This window comes from Chitinimonas sp., assembly GCF_036568685.1.
Lineage (GTDB): Bacteria > Pseudomonadota > Gammaproteobacteria > Burkholderiales > Chitinimonadaceae > Chitinimonas.
This window is the reverse complement of record NZ_DATCSC010000074.1, coordinates 32,812-52,757: the sequence shown is the minus strand read 5'-3', so window position 1 is coordinate 52,757 and position 19,946 is coordinate 32,812. Positions and strand designations below refer to the sequence as shown.

Annotated in this window: 17 protein-coding genes; 16 read left to right on the top strand and 1 reads right to left on the bottom strand. The window is 63.4% G+C overall.

The window, feature by feature from the left end:
• The first annotated feature begins 79 nt into the window (after positions 1-79).
• On the top strand, positions 80-898 hold the full coding sequence (locus VIM95_RS11775) for an alpha/beta hydrolase (protein WP_331985870.1): 819 nt from the start codon (positions 80-82) through the stop codon (positions 896-898).
• Here VIM95_RS11775 and VIM95_RS11770 read toward each other — a convergent pair.
• Positions 895-1,509 (bottom strand): arylesterase, encoded by a 615-nt coding sequence (locus VIM95_RS11770; RefSeq protein ID WP_331985868.1) that lies wholly within the window; start codon positions 1,507-1,509, stop codon positions 895-897. The genes VIM95_RS11775 and VIM95_RS11770 overlap by 4 nt on opposite strands.
• An 80-nt stretch (positions 1,510-1,589) precedes the next feature.
• Between VIM95_RS11770 and smc the strand changes: the two genes are divergently transcribed.
• The 15 genes from smc (at position 1,590) to VIM95_RS11695 (ending at position 19,924) form a co-directional block, all read left to right on the top strand.
• Positions 1,590-5,093, top strand: a complete 3,504-nt coding sequence (gene smc / locus VIM95_RS11765; RefSeq protein WP_331985866.1) for a chromosome segregation protein SMC — start codon at positions 1,590-1,592, stop codon at positions 5,091-5,093.
• 54 nt (positions 5,094-5,147) lie between these two features.
• Entirely contained in the window at positions 5,148-6,269 is a 1,122-nt protein-coding gene (locus tag VIM95_RS11760; protein ID WP_331985864.1) for an HD domain-containing phosphohydrolase, read from the top strand.
• A gap of 93 nt (positions 6,270-6,362) precedes the next feature.
• Positions 6,363-7,427, top strand: a complete 1,065-nt coding sequence (locus VIM95_RS11755) for a cell division protein ZipA C-terminal FtsZ-binding domain-containing protein (protein ID WP_331985862.1) — start codon at positions 6,363-6,365, stop codon at positions 7,425-7,427.
• 8 nt (positions 7,428-7,435) lie between these two features.
• On the top strand, positions 7,436-9,529 hold the full coding sequence (gene ligA, locus VIM95_RS11750; protein ID WP_331985860.1) for an NAD-dependent DNA ligase LigA: 2,094 nt from the start codon (positions 7,436-7,438) through the stop codon (positions 9,527-9,529).
• Between the two features lie 48 nt (positions 9,530-9,577).
• Positions 9,578-10,462, top strand: coding sequence for a UTP--glucose-1-phosphate uridylyltransferase GalU (gene galU / locus VIM95_RS11745; protein ID WP_331985858.1), 885 nt, complete (start codon positions 9,578-9,580; stop codon positions 10,460-10,462).
• Complete coding sequence (locus VIM95_RS11740) at positions 10,459-10,920, top strand: GNAT family N-acetyltransferase (RefSeq protein ID WP_331985856.1); 462 nt, start codon at positions 10,459-10,461, stop codon at positions 10,918-10,920. Before galU ends, VIM95_RS11740 begins: the two co-directional genes overlap by 4 nt.
• Positions 10,921-10,987: 67 nt before the next feature.
• Positions 10,988-11,734 carry an S-methyl-5'-thioinosine phosphorylase gene (locus VIM95_RS11735; RefSeq protein WP_331985854.1) on the top strand — a complete coding sequence of 249 codons (747 nt, stop codon included), beginning with the start codon at positions 10,988-10,990 and terminating at the stop codon, positions 11,732-11,734.
• Positions 11,724-12,260 (top strand): peptide deformylase, encoded by a 537-nt coding sequence (locus tag VIM95_RS11730; RefSeq protein WP_331985852.1) that lies wholly within the window; start codon positions 11,724-11,726, stop codon positions 12,258-12,260. Before VIM95_RS11735 ends, VIM95_RS11730 begins: the two co-directional genes overlap by 11 nt.
• A gap of 56 nt (positions 12,261-12,316) precedes the next feature.
• On the top strand, positions 12,317-13,327 hold the full coding sequence (gene pseB / locus VIM95_RS11725) for a UDP-N-acetylglucosamine 4,6-dehydratase (inverting) (protein WP_331985850.1): 1,011 nt from the start codon (positions 12,317-12,319) through the stop codon (positions 13,325-13,327).
• Positions 13,324-14,484, top strand: a complete 1,161-nt coding sequence (gene pseC, locus VIM95_RS11720) for a UDP-4-amino-4,6-dideoxy-N-acetyl-beta-L-altrosamine transaminase (protein WP_331985848.1) — start codon at positions 13,324-13,326, stop codon at positions 14,482-14,484. Before pseB ends, pseC begins: the two co-directional genes overlap by 4 nt.
• A 48-nt stretch (positions 14,485-14,532) precedes the next feature.
• Entirely contained in the window at positions 14,533-15,240 is a 708-nt protein-coding gene (gene pseF, locus VIM95_RS11715) for a pseudaminic acid cytidylyltransferase (protein ID WP_331985846.1), read from the top strand.
• Positions 15,237-16,733, top strand: a complete 1,497-nt coding sequence (gene pseG, locus VIM95_RS11710; RefSeq protein ID WP_331985844.1) for a UDP-2,4-diacetamido-2,4,6-trideoxy-beta-L-altropyranose hydrolase — start codon at positions 15,237-15,239, stop codon at positions 16,731-16,733. Before pseF ends, pseG begins: the two co-directional genes overlap by 4 nt.
• A gap of 124 nt (positions 16,734-16,857) precedes the next feature.
• Complete coding sequence (gene pseI / locus VIM95_RS11705) at positions 16,858-17,910, top strand: pseudaminic acid synthase (RefSeq protein WP_331985842.1); 1,053 nt, start codon at positions 16,858-16,860, stop codon at positions 17,908-17,910.
• Complete coding sequence (locus VIM95_RS11700; protein ID WP_331985898.1) at positions 17,910-18,902, top strand: Gfo/Idh/MocA family oxidoreductase; 993 nt, start codon at positions 17,910-17,912, stop codon at positions 18,900-18,902. The genes pseI and VIM95_RS11700 overlap by 1 nt, the downstream gene beginning before the upstream one ends.
• Entirely contained in the window at positions 18,899-19,924 is a 1,026-nt protein-coding gene (locus VIM95_RS11695; protein WP_331985840.1) for a hypothetical protein, read from the top strand. Before VIM95_RS11700 ends, VIM95_RS11695 begins: the two co-directional genes overlap by 4 nt.
• The last annotated feature ends 22 nt before the right edge of the window (positions 19,925-19,946 follow it).

The following is a 19,946-nucleotide window of genomic DNA, read 5'->3' as shown; positions in this document are numbered from 1 at the left end:
GCAGGCGGTAAATTTGACCTTTAATAGCACGAACGTTCGTAAAATTATTGCGCTCGGGTCGCTGCGTCTGGGCGTTGGCTTGCTCTCGCGCCTCGCGCCCAAGCTGGCTGTTGCCTGGGCCGAGCGCATCTTCTTGACCCCACCACGGCATGATTGGAGCGAGGTGGAGCGGCCATGGCTGGCCTCTGCACAACGCGCTTGGCTGCACACCAATGGCCTACCGGTTGCGGCCTGGAATGGTCGGCCTATGCAAACCTATCGCTGGGGAGAGAACCGGCGTGGCAAGGTCGCGCTGCTGCATGGCTGGGCCGGGCGGGCTACCCAGTTCCACGCCCTGGTTGAAGCCTTGGTGGCGGATGGCTACGAGGTTGTTGCCATCGACGCTCCGGCTCACGGCGCCAGCCCGGGACGGCAGGCATCCTTGCTGCACTTTGCCCAGGCGCTGGCCAGACTGGTGCGTAATGAGGGCGGGGTAGATGCGGTGATAGCCCATTCGCTCGGTGGGGCCGCCGCGGTCTACGCCATGGCGCGCTATCGCTTACCGGTGGGGAAGCTGGCCCTTCTGGGGCCGGCTGCCGATGTGGCGGTCTACGCTCGGCAGGTTGGTGCGGCACTTGACCTTGATGCCGAGCAGATGGCCGCACTGCGCTATGGCATGGAAACCCGCTTGGGCGTGCAATGGGCTGAATTGAATGCCGTTTCCCGCGCCGCGGAATTAAGACTGCCTGGCCTGGTAATCCATGATCGAGACGACAAGGAGGTGGATCATCAAGCTGGTGCCGCCATTGCCGCGGCGTGGCCGGGGGCGCAATGGCATCTGAGCCAGGGCCTGGGGCACCGTCGCTTGTTGCGCGATTCTGCTGTTATCGCGCAAGTCCGGACATTTCTGGCTGCTTAGACTGCGCCAGTCTTGTGCAGCTTGCTGGCAATGGCCTCGGCCAGTTCCCGGTAACCCTCCGCATTGGGATGAACTGCATCACTCTTGAGCTTGGCCTTGCCCAGGATCTGTCGCAAGGCCTGATCTTCCAAGGGGATGCGGTACTCCTCCGCCAGCTGCCGATAGAAGTCGGGTATGGCCAAGGTCAGGCCGGGTTTGGGCGTGGCGACGAGCAACACAGGTATTCTGCGGTTCTGGGCCTGGTTCAGCATGCTGCGCAGGTTGGCGACTGTTTCCGTTTCCGGTTTTTGCTGCAGAAAATCGTTGCCGCCCAGGCACAGGATCAGCAGCGCAGGATGCTGCTCGGCCAGTACGTCGTCTAGCCGGCCTAATCCGTCTTCCGTGGTATTGCCGGGAATGCCGGCATTGGCGACGGGGTGGCCAATCAGCTGGCTCAGGATGCTTGGGTAGCTGCTGTCCGGTGTGGCGCCGGTACCATAGGTCAGGCTGTCGCCAAAGGCCAGGATGGTAGCCTGGGCGGGAAGTCTGGGGAGTTTGGTCCGTTCCCCGCAGGCGGCGAGCAGCAATAGCAGGCAGCAGAGCAGCGGCCGCAACCACCGATGATGTTGCATAACGACTCCTTTTGTCGTGATCGTAGCAGCGAGGGCGGCATCGTTTACAATCCGGCGACTTCCGTCTATCGATTGCTTCCGTGCGCCTAACCCACGTCAAACTTGCCGGTTTCAAGAGCTTTGTCGATCCGACTGCCATCCCGGTACCGGGCCAGCTGGTTGCCGTGGTCGGCCCCAACGGTTGCGGCAAGTCCAATGTGATCGACGCGGTGCGCTGGGTGCTGGGCGAATCGTCAGCCAAGCAGCTGCGTGGCGAATCCATGCAGGACGTGATCTTCAACGGCTCGACCAGCCGCAAGCCGGTCAGCCGGGCGTCGGTAGAGCTGGTCTTTGACAACAGCGAAGGGCGTGCTGCCGGCGCCTGGTCGCAATATGCCGAGATCAGCATCAAGCGGGTACTGACCCGGCAGGGTGAATCCTCTTACCACATCAACAATATCCAGTGCCGCCGCAAGGATATTGCCGACCTTTTCCTGGGTACCGGGGTGGGCACGCGCGGCTATGCGGTGATCGAGCAGGGCATGATCTCGCGCATCATCGAGGCGCGACCGGAAGAGTTGCGCGCCTTCCTGGAGGAAGCTGCCGGCGTCTCCAAGTACAAGGAGCGGCGCAAGGAGACCGAAGGCCGGATGGCCGATACGCGGGAAAACCTGGCGCGTGTCGACGATATCCGACAGGAGCTGTTGGGCCAGCTGGAAAAGCTGGAGACCCAGGCCGGCGTCGCTGCTCAGTACAACGAGTACCGTCACCGCCTGACCGAGCGGCAGAACCTCCTGGCACTGCAGCGCAAGCTCGATGCCGAGCGCGAGGAAGCCAAGTGCCGTAGCGAGATTGCCGATGCACAGGCCGGCCTGGAATCGCAGACCACGCGGCTGCGCGAGACCGAGGCGGCCATCGAAATGCTGCGCGAGGCGCACTATGATGCGACGGACCGGGTAGGAACGGCACAGACTGCGCTGGCCGATGCAACCGCGACCGTGGCGCGCCTGGAGCAAAAGCTGCTGCACCTGCGCGAAACCCGCCAACGGCTCACCGGCCAGCAGACCCAGGCCCGCCAGCGGCTGGATGAGCTGGGCCGGCAGGAGCAGGCCCTGAGCGCCGAGCGCGAAGAGTGGCAGTTCAAGCGTGACGAAGCCGCCCTGGCCCAGGAAGACGTACAACTGGCCTTGCTGACCGAGCAGGACGCCTTGCCGCGGCTGGAAGAAGCGTACAAGACCCATGAGGCGGCGCTCAGCGAAGCCCAACTGGCTTTTTCGCACGCACGCCAGACCAAGCAGCTGGCCGAGCAGCAGCTGCTGCACCTGGAGCGCAGCCTGTCGCAACTGCAGCAGCGACGCGAGCGGCAAGAGGCCGAGTTGCGCAACCTGCCGTTACCTGATGCCGAGTTGCTGGAAGAGAAGCGGCTGGCGCTGGAAGAGCTCAGCATGGCGCTGGAAGAGGCGCAAGAGCGAACGCAAACACTGGATGCGACCTTGCACCAGCAGGAGCAGGCCCGTACCGATCATCGTCGTGAAGTCGAACGTCTGCGTGCCGAGCGGGCCGAGTTGGGCGCCCGGCATGAGGCCCTGACGCGGCTGCAGGCCCAGGCCGCCGCCGATCAGGCGCTCACCGGTTGGTTGGCTGAGAAGGGATTGCAGGACGCGCCGCGCGTCTTCCGCCATCTGCAGATCGAGGCGGGCTGGGAAGTGGCCGTCGAGGCCGTGCTGCGCGAGCGCATGAATGCTGTCTTGGCAGCTCAAGGTTTGCCGTCCGAAGCCGCACCGGCCCGGCTGACCGTGATCGCTGGGTCGATCGCCCCGGCAGGCCAGCCGACAGCATTGGGTGCAGCACAACCCTTGTTGGCCAAGGTCAGGACTGATCTGCCCGAGTTGGCAGGTGCGCTGGCAGACTGGCTGGCGCTGGTCTGGTGCGTGCCGGCCGATGGCGATCTCGGCGTCGTCCAATCGCAATTGCCGAGCGGTGGCTTGGTCGTATCGGCGACAGGGCAGGCTGCCAGTCGCTACGCACGCCACTACTATGCGCCGGACCAGGCCTTGGGCGGTATGCTGCAGCGTGAACGTGAGCTGGCCGAACTCGATGGCCGGCTGGGTAGCCTGGGCCCTGCCTTGGAGCTGGAGGGCAAAGCGCTGCACGCCGCTGAACAGCGGCTGGGTGAGCTGCATGGCGAGCTCAAGCACGCCCGGACCAAGCTTGATGCGTTGCGTCAGCAACGCGGCGAGCGGCAAGTCGAGGTTGCCCGCCTCAGCCAGGCGGCCGAGCAGGCGCAGGCGCGCCGGGCCGCCTTGCAAGCCGAGGTGAGCGAGATTGCGCAGGAGGCTGATGAGCTGGCCTTGGAGCGAGAAGAGGCTCGCCACGAGGCAGAGAGTGCCGCGACCGAGTTGCCCGCCTTGGAACGCCGGGTGGAAGCAGGCAAGCTGGCCAAGGTGGAATCCGAAACCGCGCTGGATGTGCAGCGTGGTCGCTTGCGCCAGGCCGAGCGCCAAGCACAGGAGGCCGGCTTTGGCCGGCAATCGGCCGAGGCTCGTTTGGCGGAGATGCAGCGGCGCAGCAGCGATCTTGCCAGCCAGATGGAAGAGGCAAGGTTGCGGCTGGAAGAAGCGAGCTTTGATCTCGAAGGCATAGACGAAGGCGAATTCGACGTCGGTTTCCAGGAGGCGGTCAACGCCCGGGCTGAGAAGGAGCGCCATCTGGCGGCCGTGCGTGACGCCGCCAATGCTGCAACCAACACGCTCAAGGAAAAGGAACTGGAGAAGCACCTGATCGAGCAGGGCTTTGACCCGCTACGCGATCGGGTAGGCGAACTGCGACTCAAGGAGCAGGAGGCTCGACTGGCGCTGGAGCGCTTCAGCCAGGAGCTGGATGAGGCCGGAGCGGACGTCGAGGCGTTGATGCCGCTGATCGGCAATGGGCTCAAGATCGCTTCGCTGGTTGGCGAGATCGGTAAGCTTACGCAGGCGATCACTTCGCTGGGCAATGTCAACCTGGCGGCGCTGGACGAGCTGAACGCCGCCCGCGAGCGCAAGGATTATCTGGATGCGCAGGCCAATGACCTGACCGAAGCGCTGGAGACGCTGGAAAGCGCCATCCGGCGTATCGACCGAGAAACCCGTGCCATGCTGCAGTCCACCTTCGATACGGTAAACGCCAATCTGCAGGAGCTGTTCCCCTTGCTCTTTGGTGGCGGCCACGCCGAGCTCAATTTGACCGGGGAAGAGATCCTGGATGCCGGCATCCAGATCATGGCCCAACCGCCAGGCAAGAAAAACTCCACTATCCATCTGCTGTCGGGTGGGGAAAAGGCGCTGACCGCGCTATCCCTGGTGTTTGCGCTGTTCCGACTCAACCCGGCGCCGTTCTGCCTGCTGGACGAGGTGGATGCGCCGCTGGACGACGCCAATACCAGCCGATTCTGTGAGATGGTCAAGCGCATGGCGGAAAAGACACAATTCATGTACATCAGCCATAACAAGATCACCATGGAAATGGCCGACCAACTCATCGGCATTACCATGCAGGAACAAGGCTGCAGCCGGGTAGTGGCGGTGGACATCGAGCAAGCGTTGCAGATGCGCGAAACCGCTTGATATCAAGGTGCTGGAACCGGTCCAGGCCATATAACAGACATGCCAGGAGACAGCATGGACAGCACGCAGGTCGATTTTGAGCTGCTGCAGGAAGTCATGGTCGATCTGCAGGATCGCCTTCCGTTGCTGGAGGACGATCTGCACCAGCTTGAGCGCTTTCGTGAGTCTCCCGAGTTGGTCGCCAGTGCCTTCCGCCATGTGCATACCATCAAAAGTGACTTCGCCTACTGTGGCGCGGCCCCCATCGCCGACTTTCTGCACCGGCTGGAGAATGTGCTGCAGTGCCTGCGGGAGCGGCGCTACCTGAATTCCGCACTGGTTGCAGAAGCCGTGCTGCAGAGCCTGGACCGGGTGCGCGACATGGCCATGACGCTGCGCAATACCCGCCGTTTTGACGAGACGCCGCTGGATGGCCTCCTGGCATCCATCGACGAGCTGGGTGGTGCCAGTAGTCAGGCTACCGCCGACCAGGCGGCCCGCCATGTATTGCTGGCGGCGCATTCGCCAGGCCTGATTCTGCAGGTGACCAGCCGCTGGGCCGAAGGGGCGCCGCCGGTGCTGGCCGGGCCTGCTTTCGACGCGGCCTTGGCACAGGGCAAGCAATTGGCCCAAGCGCTGGGCGAGCGCTACCCGCCTTGGCAGGGGCGAGCACAGAGCCAGCTGGAGATCGTGCTGTCACTCAATCGTCACTACCCGCAACCGCTGCCAGAGCCATCGCTCAGCTTGGCCGTCTATTGGCATGACGTGGCCATGCTGGCGCAGGCTGATGGTATGTTCACCCGCCCACCGAGCGGACCCAAGGAGGCCGAATGGCAACGCTGGACCGAGCACCCGGCTCAGGCGGCTGACTGGCTGCTCTCGGTATGTCCGGCCGCCGAGGAAACTGCCACCATGATCCGTCAGCACCACCAATGGGCCGATGGCCGTGGCTTTCCACTGCGGGGCGGGCCCAGCCCTTTGCACCCTGGCGCGCAAATGTTGGCCTGCGCCGACCTGTTCCATGCCGGCGTGGCCGGCTTCTCGGGCGAGGATTATCGCCGGGCGGCTTTGCGTGCGGTGTTCGACATCCACGGTGGGCTCGATACCCGCTTCGATGCCTTGCTGATCAATGCCTTCCAGGCAGCTTCTCCGGAGTGGACGCGGTCCGCCACGGGTCGGCCGTCCATTACCGGCTGATGATGTTGGTCATGGCTGGTTGGCGCGCCCCCCTACATCCGTTAAGCTGCCGCGCTGTCGGGCGCCTGCATCTATGGCGCGGAGAACCATCGCATGACTGAATTTCACTGGATTACGCTGAGTCTGGGCGCTGCACTGGTAGGTGGCGTGTGGGGCTACAACAGCTGGCAGGAGTGGCGCTTCAAGAAGCGCGCCGCAGCCGCGTTCGCCAAGAGCCATCCGGATGTTCTGCTCGATACCCCTAAGAATATGGTACGCCAGGGCGAGGCCGGTATGCGCTTTGAGCCCTCGTTGGAGCCGGAAGCCCCGGTACTGGGCGAGGCGACCACCAGTGCACCCGAAACGGTAGACCTGAGTGAATCCCTGGCCTTGGCTGTGGCTGTGCTGGACCCGGCCTTCGACTATGTGGCCGAGGTGCACCCTGGTGAGCCGATCGATTTTGCCGATATCCCTGCCATTGAAGTTGGCAAGCGGGTACGTATTCTTGGCCTGGGAGATAGTGACGAGTGGGAGGTCATCCGCAGCGGCCAGCGCTACCATGAACTACGGGTGGGCTTGCAACTGGTGGACCGGCAGGGGCCGGTCAGTGAGGCCCAGCTTGTCATGTTCTGCGAGCAACTGAGCGCTTTTGCCGAACGTGAGAGTGGCGTGGCGACCTTCCCGCGCCGTGAGGATAAGCTGCAGGTTGCCCGGCAGCTCGATGCCTTCTGTGCCTCGGTCGATATGCAGATCGGCCTGAACGTGCTGTCCAGCCGCAACCCTTTCGCCATCGGGCGCGTTGTGGCCATGGCCGAGGCCGCTGGCCTAGTGCTCGAGACCGACGGTGTGTTCCATGCCCGGTCCGAATCGGGCAAGGCCCTGTTCAGCCTGTCCGACCGCCATCATCGACCGCTTGATGCGCTCGAAGACACTCCCTCGCTCACCCTGTTGCTGGACGTACCCCGCGTCGCGGGGGGCGAACAGGCCTTCGACCGTATGGCGGACTTGGCCCAGCAGATGGCCCTGACCCTGGGTGGCGATCTGGTTGACGATGATAATCGCTCACTCAAGCCAGCCGACCTCGCCGCCATCCGCAAGCAGCTGGTGGCGCTGTACGCCCAGATGGACGACCGTGGTGTGCCTGCAGGTGGTGTTGCCGCGCTCCGTCTTTTTGCCTGAATACCCGCATGATCGCCAACTCTACTGAACGCGCAGCCGAGCTGCGTGCGCTGCTCAACCGCTATGGCCACGAGTACTACGTGCTCGACCAACCTAGCGTGCCGGACGCCGAATATGACCGGCTGTTCCGTGAACTGGAGGCGCTGGAAGCCGCCGACCCCGCCCTGCGCACCCCTGATTCGCCCACTCAGCGGGTAGGCGGCCGGCCGTTGGACGGCTTTCCGCCGGTACGGCATCGGGTACCCATGCTTTCCATCCGTACCGAGACTGATTCCGGGCCAGGTGGCGCAGAGAATTTCGATGCCAAGGTCCGTCGTGATCTTGGCTTGCTTGAGGACGCTGCCTCGGTTGAATATGCGGCCGAGCTGAAGTTCGATGGCCTCGCCATCAGCCTGCGTTATGAAGCGGGTGTACTGGTGCAAGCTGCGACCCGTGGCGATGGCGAAACCGGCGAGGATGTGACCCAGAATATCCGCACGGTCGGTCAGATTCCGCTGCGGCTCCTTGGCGTGACTGCGCCAGTGCTGGAGGTGCGTGGCGAGGTCTATATGCGTCGCGATGACTTTGACGCCCTCAACGAGCGCCAGGCTGCCAAGGGCGAAAAGACCTTCGTCAACCCGCGCAATGCCGCCGCCGGTGCGGTGCGTCAGCTCGACCCCAGGATCGCCGCCCAGCGCCCTTTGAGTTTCTTCGCCTATGGCCTGGGGGCTGTCGAGGGTTGGACCATACCCGAGACCCACAGCGGCATACTGGATGCGCTGGCTGCCATGGGCATACCGGTCTGTGCCGACAGGACGGTTGCCAAGGGCGCTGCCGGCTTGATTGCCTTCCATGCTGCGATTGCCGCAAAGCGTGATGCTTTGCCCTTCGATATCGACGGCGTGGTGTACAAGGTAGATAGCCGTGCCCTGCAGGAACAGCTCGGCTTTGTCAGCCGTGAGCCGCGCTGGGCGGTTGCCCATAAATATCCTGCACAGGAAATGTTGACCACGGTAGAGGCCATTGACGTCCAAGTCGGCCGTACCGGTGCCATCACCCCGGTGGCGCGGCTTGCGCCGGTCTTTGTTGGTGGCGTTACCGTCACCAATGCCACGCTGCACAATCTCGACCGTATCCGTCAGCTCGATCTGCGCGTGGGGGATACTGTGATCGTTCGACGTGCCGGCGATGTGATCCCCGAGATCGTAGACGTGGTACTAGACCGTCGCCCCATGGTGGAAGAGACCGTCGACCTGCTGGAGGTGCAGCAGGTACCACGTTACGCCCCCTTTGAAATGCCTACCGAATGCCCGGTCTGCGGCTCGCATGTTATCCGCGAGGAAGGCGAGGCGGCCTTCCGCTGTACCGGTGGCCTGGTCTGCTCGGCCCAGCGCAAGCAAGCCCTGCTGCACTTTGCAGGACGCCGTGCGATGGACATCGAGGGCCTGGGCGACAAGCTGGTGGAGCAACTGGTCGATACCGGCCTGGTCCGTACTCCGGCAGACTTCTACAAGCTTGGCATCCTCAAGCTGGCAGCGCTGGAGCGCATGGCGGAAAAATCTGCCGCCAATCTGCTGGCCGCCATTGAACAAAGCCGTAATACCACGCTGGCGCGCTTCATCTACGCGCTGGGTATACGCAACGTAGGGGAGACGACCGCCAAGGATCTCGCCCGTCACTTTGGCAAGCTGGACGCGTTGATCGCCGCTGCGACCGATGTGGATGAAGCCAAGGCGCTGGCCGCAATGCAGTCTGTGCCCGATGTCGGACCCATCGTTGCGCAGTCGATACGCGATTTCCTGCTTGAGGCGCATAATGTCGAAGTCATAGAGCAACTGCGCGCTGCCGGCGTAAGCTGGCAGGAATTTGAACCGAGCGAAGCCTTGCCCAGCGGCCCTTTATTGGGCAAGACGCTGGTGATCACCGGCACGCTGCCCAGCATGAGCCGGGACGAGGCCAAGGCCTTGATCGAAGCGGCCGGCGGCAAGGTGGCGGGATCGGTATCGAAGAAGACCGACTATCTGCTAGCGGGGGAAGCGGCAGGATCCAAGCTGGACAAGGCACAGGAGCTCGGGGTTGCCATCCTCGATGAAGCGGCCTTGCTCAGCTTGCTCAATAACTAGACCAGGTCAGACCCGGCTCCCTTAAGCGTTTCAGAGGAACCCCATTCAATGCAAAAGATTACCAAGGCCGTCTTCCCCGTTGCGGGGCTGGGCACGCGTTTTCTGCCCGCGACCAAGGCCAGTCCCAAGGAAATGCTTAATGTCGTCGATAAGCCGCTGATCCAATATGCGGTTGAAGAGGCGATAGAAGCCGGTATTACCGAGATGATCTTCGTCACCGGCCGCAACAAGCGCGCCATCGAGGACCATTTCGACAAGGCTTATGAGTTGGAAACCGAGCTTGAGGCCAAGGGCAAGATCGAACTCCTGGAAGTGGTTCGCAACATCATTCCCAAGAACGTCAGCTGCGCCTATGTCCGTCAGCCAGAGGCCCGTGGCCTGGGCCATGCCGTGCTGTGCGCTCGCCCATTGGTCGGCGACGAACCATTCGCCGTCATTCTGGCCGACGACCTGATCGATGCGCACAAGCCGGTCATGCAGCAGATGGTTGAACTCTATGACGATACCCACAGCTCGGTGATCGGTGTGCAGGAAGTGCCGCGTGAGGAAACTTCTTCCTATGGCATCGTCGTCGCCGAGAAGAACGGCGGTGGCCATCTCAAGATCGGCGGCATCGTCGAGAAGCCCAAACCTGCCGAGGCGCCTTCCACCCTGGCTGTGGTTGGTCGCTACGTGCTTAGTCCTCGTATTTTCCGCCATCTGATCAATGCCCGTCCTGGTCAGGGCGGCGAGATCCAGCTGACCGACGCGATCGCTGCGCTGCTGGAAGAAGAGCGTGTACTGGCCTTGCCCTTCATCGGCACCCGCTATGACTGCGGCACCAAGCTGGGCTACCTGCAGGCCACGCTGGCCTACGGTGCTCGTCACCCGGAGGTCGGCGGCGAGTTTGCTGCCTATCTGCAGCAGTTCTGCAACGTCGCTGTACCGCGATGAATATCCGGCAACTGCAGGCTGGCGACCTGCTCGACGAGGCCGCCCGTTTATTCGACGCCTATCGCCAGTTCTACCGCCAGCCCAGCAACCTCACGGCCTGCCGTACCTGGCTGGCAATGCGTTTGCAGATGGGGCAATCCACCGTCTTTGTGGCGGAGGAGGGTGGTCGGGCGGTCGGGTTTATGCAGCTTTACCCGGGCTTTTGCTCGGTAGCGCTCGCGCCGGTCTGGACCTTGTACGACCTGTATGTCAGCCCCGAGGCGCGTGGTCGCGGCGTGGCCGGTGCCTTGCTCGAAACCGCCCGCCACTTCGGGTTGGCACAGGGCGCTGCCTATCTGCAACTCTCTACCGCGCATGACAACCATAGCGCCCAGCGGCAATACGAGCGGCACGGCTGGCAGTACGATACGGTGTTCAGGACCTATACCTTGCCGCTGGAAAGCAGCGGCACCGTTTAAGACGTTTAAGAAAGGCAGCGGCCCCCGAGGGCCGTGCCACATTGAATACAGTTACAGGGAGAGGTTTATGCTCGCCATCATTGGCGGAACCGGGCTGACCCGGCTGAAAAACCTGCTCATCACCCATAGGCAGGTCATACGTACCCCTTACGGCGAGCCTTCGGGCGCGCTGACATTTGGCGAGATCAACGGCCATCAGGTTGTCTTCATTGCCCGCCATGGCTATGGCCATACCATTCCCCCGCACGAGATCAACTACCGAGCCAACCTCTGGGCATTGGCCGAGCAGAAGGTCAAGCGGGTGGTTTCGGTGTGTACCGTCGGCGGTATCCGTGAGGACCTGTCGCCCGGCACCTTGGTGCTGCCCGATCAGATCATCGACTACACCAGCGGCCGCCGGCATACCTTCTTCGAAGGTGGCGACAAGCCGGTGACCCATATCGACTTCACCGAACCCTACTGCCCCAAGCTGCGGGCACGCCTGCAGAAGGCCGCCAAGGCCAGCCAGCAGCGCATACTCAATGATGGCGTCTACGCCGCAACGCAAGGTCCGCGGTTGGAGACCGCTGCCGAGATCAACCGTATTGCCGGTGACGGTGGCGATATGGTCGGTATGACCGGCATGCCCGAAGCCGCCCTGGCCCGCGAAGCCGGCCTGAGCTACGCCGCCATAGCCGTGGTTGCCAACTGGGCTGCCGGTCGAGGCGACAGCCGCCACCACGTCGATCTGGCTGCCGCCGAAGGCATCTTCGACGAGGCGATCGAACATGTACACCGTATCTTGGAAGCCCTGGTGAAAGTCGATGGCGATTAAACCCATAGTCAAGATGGGCGACCCGCTGCTGCTCAGGGTTGCCGATACCATCCCGCCAGAAGCCATCGGTTCGCCGGAGCTCAATGCGCTGATCCAGGATCTCAAGGACACTATGGTGGCCATGAATGGCGCCGGCATAGCTGCGCCGCAGATTGGTGTTTCCAAGCAGATCACCATCTTTGGTGGTTTCAAGAGCCCGCGTTACCCCGATGCCGAAGCCGTGCCCTACACCATCCTGATCAACCCGGTGCTGACCCCGCTGGATGATGAACTGGTGGATGACTGGGAAGGCTGCTTGAGCGTGCCCGGCATGCGCGGGGTGGTGCCACGCCACCGGCGCTTGCGTTACCAAGGCTTGGACGAGCAGGGTAGGTCTATAGACCGGACGGTGACGGACTTCCACGCCCGGGTGGTACAGCATGAGTGCGACCACTTGTTCGGCGTGCTCTACCCCATGCGTATCCGCGATATGCGGACCTTTGGCTTTATCGACGCACTGGGGCTCGGAGATCTGCCTGACGAATAGATGGCAGGCTTATTGCTATAGTCCAGATTCAAGCTAACAACACAGATCGAACGGCCATGAGCGACACGGATTTCTTCAAGGACAAGGCCATACTGGTCACCGGCGGTACCGGTTCTTTCGGCCGCAAGTTCATTGCCACCTTGCTGCGTGACCATAAGCCGCGCCGCGTGGTGGTCTTTTCCCGCGACGAGCTCAAGCAGTTCGAGATGCAGCAGGACCTCAACGCGCCCGAGATGCGCTACTTTCTGGGCGACGTGCGCGACGCCGAGCGCCTGCGGCAGGCCATGCGTGGTATCGACTACGTGGTCCATGCAGCCGCGCTCAAGCAGGTGCCGGCTGCGGAATACAACCCCACCGAATGCATCCGTACCAATGTTGGCGGGGCAGAGAACGTCATCAATGCCGCCATTGAGTGCGGTGTAGAGAAGGTGATCGCCCTCTCCACTGACAAGGCCTCCAGCCCCATCAACCTGTACGGCGCAACCAAGCTGCTTAGCGACAAGCTGTTCATCGCCGCCAATAATATCGCCGGCGGTCACAAGACCCGCTTCGCGGTCGTCCGCTACGGCAACGTGGTCGGTTCGCGGGGCTCGGTGCTGCCCTTTTTCCGCAAGCTGATGGCCGACGGCGTCGATTCGCTCCCCATCACCGACGCCCGGATGACCCGCTTCTGGATCACCCTGCAAGACGGCGTGGACTTCGTGATCAAGAACTTCCAGCGCATGCGCGGTGGTGAGCTGTTTGTGCCCAAGATCCCCTCGGCCCGCATTGTTGACCTGGCCACCGCCATGGCACCGCAGTTGCCGCATCGCATCGTCGGCATCCGGCCGGGCGAAAAGCTGCACGAGATGATGATCTCGCGCGATGACGCCCAGCACACCTTCGAGTTTGCCAAGCACTACGTCATTGCCCCAGCCATCAACTTCATCGTCCAGTCCAGCTTCCAGACCGACGGCCTGGGGGAGACCGGTAAAAAGGTCGCCGAAGGCTTCGAGTACGTGTCGGACACCAATCCGCACTACCTCAGCATTGCCGAGCTGGAACAACTGGAGCGTGCCACAGCATGATCCCCTACGGCCGGCAGCAGATAGACCAGGCCGACATCGACGCGGTCGTTGAGGTATTGCACTCGGACTGGCTCACCCAGGGCCCTGGCATCGCCCGCTTTGAAGCGGCCCTCGCCGAGCGTTGTGGTGCCCAATACGGCGTGGCTGTCTGTAACGCGACCGCGGCCTTGCACATCGCTTGCCTGGCTGCCGGCCTTGGGCCGGGTGACCATCTCTGGACCAGCCCCAATACCTTCCTCGCCAGCGCCAATTGCGGCCGCTACTGCGGTGCCGATGTCGACTTTGTCGACATCGACCCCGATACCTGGAACCTCTGCGCTGACAAGCTTGAGGCCAAGCTCAAGCTGGCCAAGCAGAAGGGCTGCCTGCCCAAGGTCGTGGTACCGGTCGCCTTCAGTGGCCAGAGCTGCGATATGGCGCGCATCAAGGCGCTGTCTCTGGAGTACGGCTTCACCATCATCGAGGACGCCTCGCACGCTGTTGGCGCTGACTACCTGGGCAAGCCGGTGGGGTGCGGCGACTACGCCGATATGACCGTGTTCAGCTTCCACCCGGTCAAGATCATCACCACGGGGGAGGGTGGCCTGATCCTCACCAATCGCCCCGAGCTGGCCGAACATCTGCAGCGCCTGCGCAGCCACGGCATGACCCGCGACCCGGCCCAGATGACCGAAGCCAGCCATGGCCCCTGGTACTACCAGCAGACCGAGCTGGGCTACAACTATCGGATCACCGATCTGCAGGCTGCGCTGGGTCTTTCCCAGCTACAAAAACTGGATGGCTTCCTTGCGCGTCGCCGCGCCCTGGTGGCGCGCTACGACCGGTTGCTGGCCGGCCTGCCGCTCCAGCTGCCCAAGCGCCAAGCGGGGGCCGAATCCGCCTGGCACCTCTATGTGGTGCGGCTCAAGCCGGAATCGGGCATTGCCCACAAAGCCTTCTTCGAAGCCCTGCGCGCAGCCGGTATCGGCGTCAACCTGCACTACATCCCGGTGCATACCCAGCCTTACTATCGGGCGCTGGGCTTTCAGACTGGCGACTTTCCCGAGGCGGAGCGCTACTACGCCGAAGCGCTCAGCCTGCCCATGTACGCCGGCCTGAGTGATGCTGAGCAGGATATTGTCGTCAGCGCCATCCGCAGCGCCCTGGGCCAACCCTGAGCGGCAACCCCGGCGGGGTTGCCGGTCAAGACTGATAGAGCCGCCGATATGACTACCATCGCCATCATTCCCGCCCGTGGCGGCAGCAAGCGTATTCCGCGCAAGAACGTCAAAGCCTTCCATGGCCGGCCCATGCTGGCTTACTCCATCGCGGCGGCCAAGGCGAGCGGCCTGTTCGACCGTGTTGTCGTCAGTACCGACGATGACGAGATCATGAGCCTGGCGCGTGCCGAGGGGGCTGAAGTACCCTTTGTCCGTCCCGCGGCGCTGGCCGACGACCACACCACCACCATTGCCGTCATCCAGCACGCCATCGAGGCCCTGCGAGCCGAAGGCGAACCGGTCGAATTGGCCTGCTGCATCTATGCCACCGCGCCCTTTGTACAGGCCCGCTACCTGCAGGCCGGCCATGCCGCCTTGCTTGAGCATCCCACCAAGTCCTACGCTTTCTCGGTCACCAGCTTTCCCTTCCCCGTCCAGCGCGCCATCCGCCTGACCGAGGAGGGCGCGGTCGATGCGCTCTATCCGCAGTATCGCAATACCCGCTCGCAAGATCTGGAAGAGGCCTACCATGATGCCGGCCAGTTCTACTGGGGTCGGGCCGAAGCCTGGTTGCGTGGTGACGTCATCTTCTCGCCGGCCTCGCTGCCGGTGGTACTGCCGCGTTACCTGGTACAGGACATCGACACCCTGGAGGACTGGCGCCGTGCGGAATACCTCTACGGCGCGCTGTTGGCCGGCGGTGAGATCGCGTGAAGGTATTGATCCGCGCCGATGCCTCCCTGGCCATCGGTTCCGGCCATGTCATGCGCTGCCTTACCCTGGCGCGGGGTTTGCAGGAACGCGGCGCTGAGGTCACCTTCGCCTGCCGCGAGCTGCCCGGCCACGCCTTGGCCCAGGTGACGGCGGCCGGCTTCAATCACCTCGCCTTGCCTGCACACTACCCGGGTGAATCCCCTGTCAACGACATCGAGCACCTCATCGCCTGGCAGGCCGATCTGGCCGCCTTGCAACAGTTGGCGGCGGGCATGCCAACCTGGGATTGGCTGCTCTTGGATCACTATGGGCTCGACGCCCAGTGGCAGCACGGTGCGCGAACGCTGGCGCATCGTATCGCGGTGATCGACGACCTTGCCAATCGCCCGCACGATGCCGACCTCTTAATCGACCAGAACCTGACGGCAAACCTTGCCGCCTACACCGGCCTGCTGCCGGCGGGCTGCCGCTGCCTGCTCGGCCCTCGCTACGCCTTGCTGCGCCCGGAGTTCGCCACCCCTGCCGCCGCTCCGCGTCCCCGCGTGGCACGCGTGCTGGTGAATTTTGGTGGCGTGGACGCCAGTGGCGAGACACTCAAGGCCATGGAGGCATTGGAAGGATTGAGCGAGCTCACGGTGGACTTTGTCGCCGGCGCCGCCAATCCGGCATGGAACGCCTTGCAGGTGCGCGCCCAAGGGCAGCCCAACTGGCACCTGCACCGCCACGTCACCGACTTTGCCACGCTGATGCGTCAAGCCGACCTATTCATTGGTGCGGGTGGTGGCACCAGCTGGGAGCGGGCCGCGCTGGGCTTGCCGACGCTCTGCATCGCAGTCGCTGCCAACCAAGTCGCTAATGCGCAAAAGCTGGCCGAGGCCGGCGTCCATGCTTATCTTGGGCCTGCTGCAAAGGTCGGCGCTGCGGGCTTGCGGCAGGCGGTCGTTGCCCTGATTCCCGACCAAGCCCGCCGCCAAGGCTATGCCGACCGGTCCCGGGCGCTGGTAGATGGGCAGGGCGTACGTCGCGTCGCCGCTGCCTTTGCCACTGCCACGCTGCAACTACGACTTGCCACAGCGGCCGATGACCAGTTGTTGTTTGATGGCCGTAATGCCGAGTTGGTACGCCGCTGGTCGCTCAATCCAGAGCCCATCGTCTGGGAGGCTCATCTCGGCTGGCTGGCGGCCACCTTGGCCCGATCGGATCGTGTACTGCTGATCGGAGAAGGAGCGGATGGCCCGGTCGGTGTGCTGCGTTACGACCGCCACCCAACCCAGTCGGAGCGTGCTGAGGTCTCCATCTACCTGTTTGCCGGCAACGAGGGCATGGGCTGGGGCGCAGCCCTGTTGGCTGCGGGAGATGCCTGGGTAGCGAGCCAATGGCCTGGGCTCAAGGCGATCGATGCGACAGTGCTACCGGGCAATACGGCTTCGCTCAAGCTGTTCCAGCAAGCTGGCTACCGGCAGTCGGGTGATCGTTTCGAGCGTACTCTGTAGCGCTTTGTCTGCAGCGGCTGCCGTGTGGATCGGCCGCTACGTGTAAGAACCGCGTGCGTAAGCGCCGCGCGGGCGGTATGGTTAGCAATCATTGCCGGCCGGTATATTTCCCTGGGGAGCTTCTATGCGAACTTTCAAGATCGGCAATCGTGCTGTTGGCCCGGATGCAGCGCCGTTTGTGATCGCCGAGATGAGCGGCAACCATAACCAGTCGCTAGAGCGCGCGCTGGCCATTGTGGAGGCGGCGGCCAAGGCTGGCGCCCACGCGCTCAAGCTGCAGACCTACACACCGGATACCATGACGCTGGATCTGGATGAGGGCGAATTCCATATCGCCGATCCAAACAGTCTCTGGGCCGGGAATTCGCTGTACAAGCTCTATCAGGAGGCCTACACCCCTTGGGAGTGGCACAAGCCCATCTTCGATCGGGCCAAGGCACTGGGCATGCTGGCTTTCTCCACCCCGTTTGATGAAAGCGCGGTGGATTTTCTCGAGAGCCTCGATGTGCCGGCCTACAAGATCGCCAGCTTTGAGAATACCGATATCCCCTTGATCCGCCGCGTGGCGGCGACCGGCAAGCCCATGATCATCTCTACCGGCATGGCCAATGTGGCCGAGCTGGACGAGAGCGTGCGTGCCGCCCGTGCCGCAGGCTGCCAGGACCTTGTGCTGCTCAAGTGCACCAGCACCTATCCGTCCACGCCGGAGAACACCCACCTGCGTACCATCCCACATCTGCGTGAGCTGTTTGGCTGCCAGGTAGGCCTGAGCGACCACACCATGGGGGTTGGCGCCTCGGTCGCGGCGGTGGCGCTGGGCGCCACGGTGGTCGAAAAGCACTTCACCCTGGCCCGTGCCGATGGCGGTGTGGATTCCACGTTCTCGTTGGAGCCGGCCGAAATGGCCTCGCTGGTGGTCGAGACCGAACGGGCCTGGCAGGCCATGGGCCATGTGCAGTATGGCGCCACCAGTGCCGAAAAGAAGTCGCTGGTTTTCCGTCGTTCGCTCTACGTGGTCAAGGATATGGCGGCCGGTGAGGCATTCAGTGCCGATAATGTCCGGGCCATCCGCCCCGGCCTGGGCCTGCCGCCCAAGGAGATGGACGTGATCATCGGTCGCAAGGCCGGTAAGGCCATCAAGCGCGGTACCCCGCTGAGCTGGGAGCTGTTGGCGTGATGAAGGCCGGGCTGGTCGGTTGCGGCCGGATCGGTTGTGAGTTCGATGAAGATGCCGACCGGGTCGGCATCTATACCCACGCTGCGGCGTATCGAGCTGCAGAGGGGGTTGCGCTCTGGGCGATTGCCGACGCTGACCCGGCCAAGTTGGCCAACTGTGGCGAGCGCTATGGCATTCCGCCAGAGCGGCGCTATACCGATGCTGCGCAGATGTTGGCCAAGGAGCCACTGGATCTTCTGAGCATTGCCGCCCCGGATAGATTGCACGCCCCGTTGGCGAAACTGGCTGCAACTGCGCCCCGTCTGCGCGGGCTGCTGCTGGAAAAGCCGCTGGCGCTGGATCTGGATGAGGGGCGCGCCGTGCTGAACCAGTTGCAGGCGCGTGGTCTGGCCGTGGTGGTGAACTACTCTCGTCGCTTTTGTCCTGCCCACGCCAAGCTCAAGACGGCACTCGCCGAGGGTAGGCTGGGGCGTATTCAGCAGGTGTCCGGCTACTACGGCAAGGGCGTCAAACATAACGGCGGCCACTGGCTGGACCTGCTGCGTTATCTGCTGGGGCCCTTGGTTTCCGTACAGGCCTGGCCCAGCCAGGCCAGCGACTATGAGGGCGATCCCACGCCCGATCTGCGCATCACCCTGGCTGGCGGCGTCACTGCGAGTCTGCTGGGCACGGATCATCTGCACTACAGCCTGTTCGAGATGGATATCGTGGCTGAACAGGGCAGGGTACGCATCACCGAGAGCGGCCACTGCATAGCGTGGTATGCCGCAGCGGAGAGCCCTTACTACGCCGGTTATCGCTTGCCCGTGCTGACCGATACCGATACCAGCGGTATGCGTGATCTCCTGCTGGGCGCGGTCGAGAACCTCCGAGATACCGTCCTGGAACGTACTGCTTCGCGGTGCGATGCCGAAGACGGGCTGCTGGCACTTTGCGCTGCCGATGCGGCCTGCCGTTCCATGCTGAGTGGCAAGCCGGAGCCGGTGGTATGAAGCCCTGGGCCATCGTCGCCGGCGACCCTGGCGGGGGGAGTGCTTTGGCGCCGGTCGTGGCGCAGATGCAGCAGCAAGGCCTGCCTTGCCGGCTGTTTGCCTATGCCCAATCCGCCCATGCCTGGCGCGAGCGTGGCTGGGTGGTGGCAGACGCCGAGTTACCTGACCTGGAGGGCTGTGCGGGCCTGTTGTGCGCTACCTCGGTCAATGAGCATATGTTCGAGCTGCGTTGGCTGCAGGCGGCACGCCAGGCCGGCGTGGCCAGCCTGGCGCTGCTGGATTTCTGGAGCAACTACCGGGCGCGCTTTCTGATGGGGGCGGCGCTTTGTCTGCCTGACCGCATTGCGGTACCCGATGAGCTGGCGCGGCAAGAGATGCTGCGGGACGGCTTCCCCGCCAGCTGTCTGCTGGTAACTGGTCAGCCGGCCTTGGACAAGCTGGCGCATGCCGGCGGGTTGAGCCCGGCACGTCGCGCCACTTTGCGTGCAGCCTGTGGTGTCGGCGAAGCGGAACAGCTATTGCTGTTTGCTTCCCAACCCCTACGCATGCTGGCGCAGCAGCTGGGGCAGCACCGCTGGATAGACGAGCAGGCCGCCTTGGCGGATGTTGAAGCGGCCCTGCGCGAACTGGGCCGCCCCATCGCCCTGCGGGTCAAACCACATCCCCGTGAAAACGCTGCCGATTTTGCCGCCCTGGGCCAGGTCTGGGCCAATAGCAGACTGGCACCGGACGCCCTGGCTCATGATTTGCTTAAATGTGCCGATATCGTAGTTGGCATCCATTCGATGCTGCTGCTGGAAGCGTGCTATCTTGGTTGCCGTGTGTTGAGTTACCAACCCGGCCGCTGGGATAGCGACCCATTACCCTCAAATCGTTCAGGCCTCAGCCGGCGCTGCGACGATCCCGCCGGGTTGGCCCGGGCGATCGCCGAACTGCTGGATGGCCCGGCGCCCGTACCGCCCAGTCCCGATGGTCAGGCTGCGCAGCGTGTGCTGGACGCCATGCATGCGCTGCAGGGCTGAACGAGATGTGCCTGGACGGTAT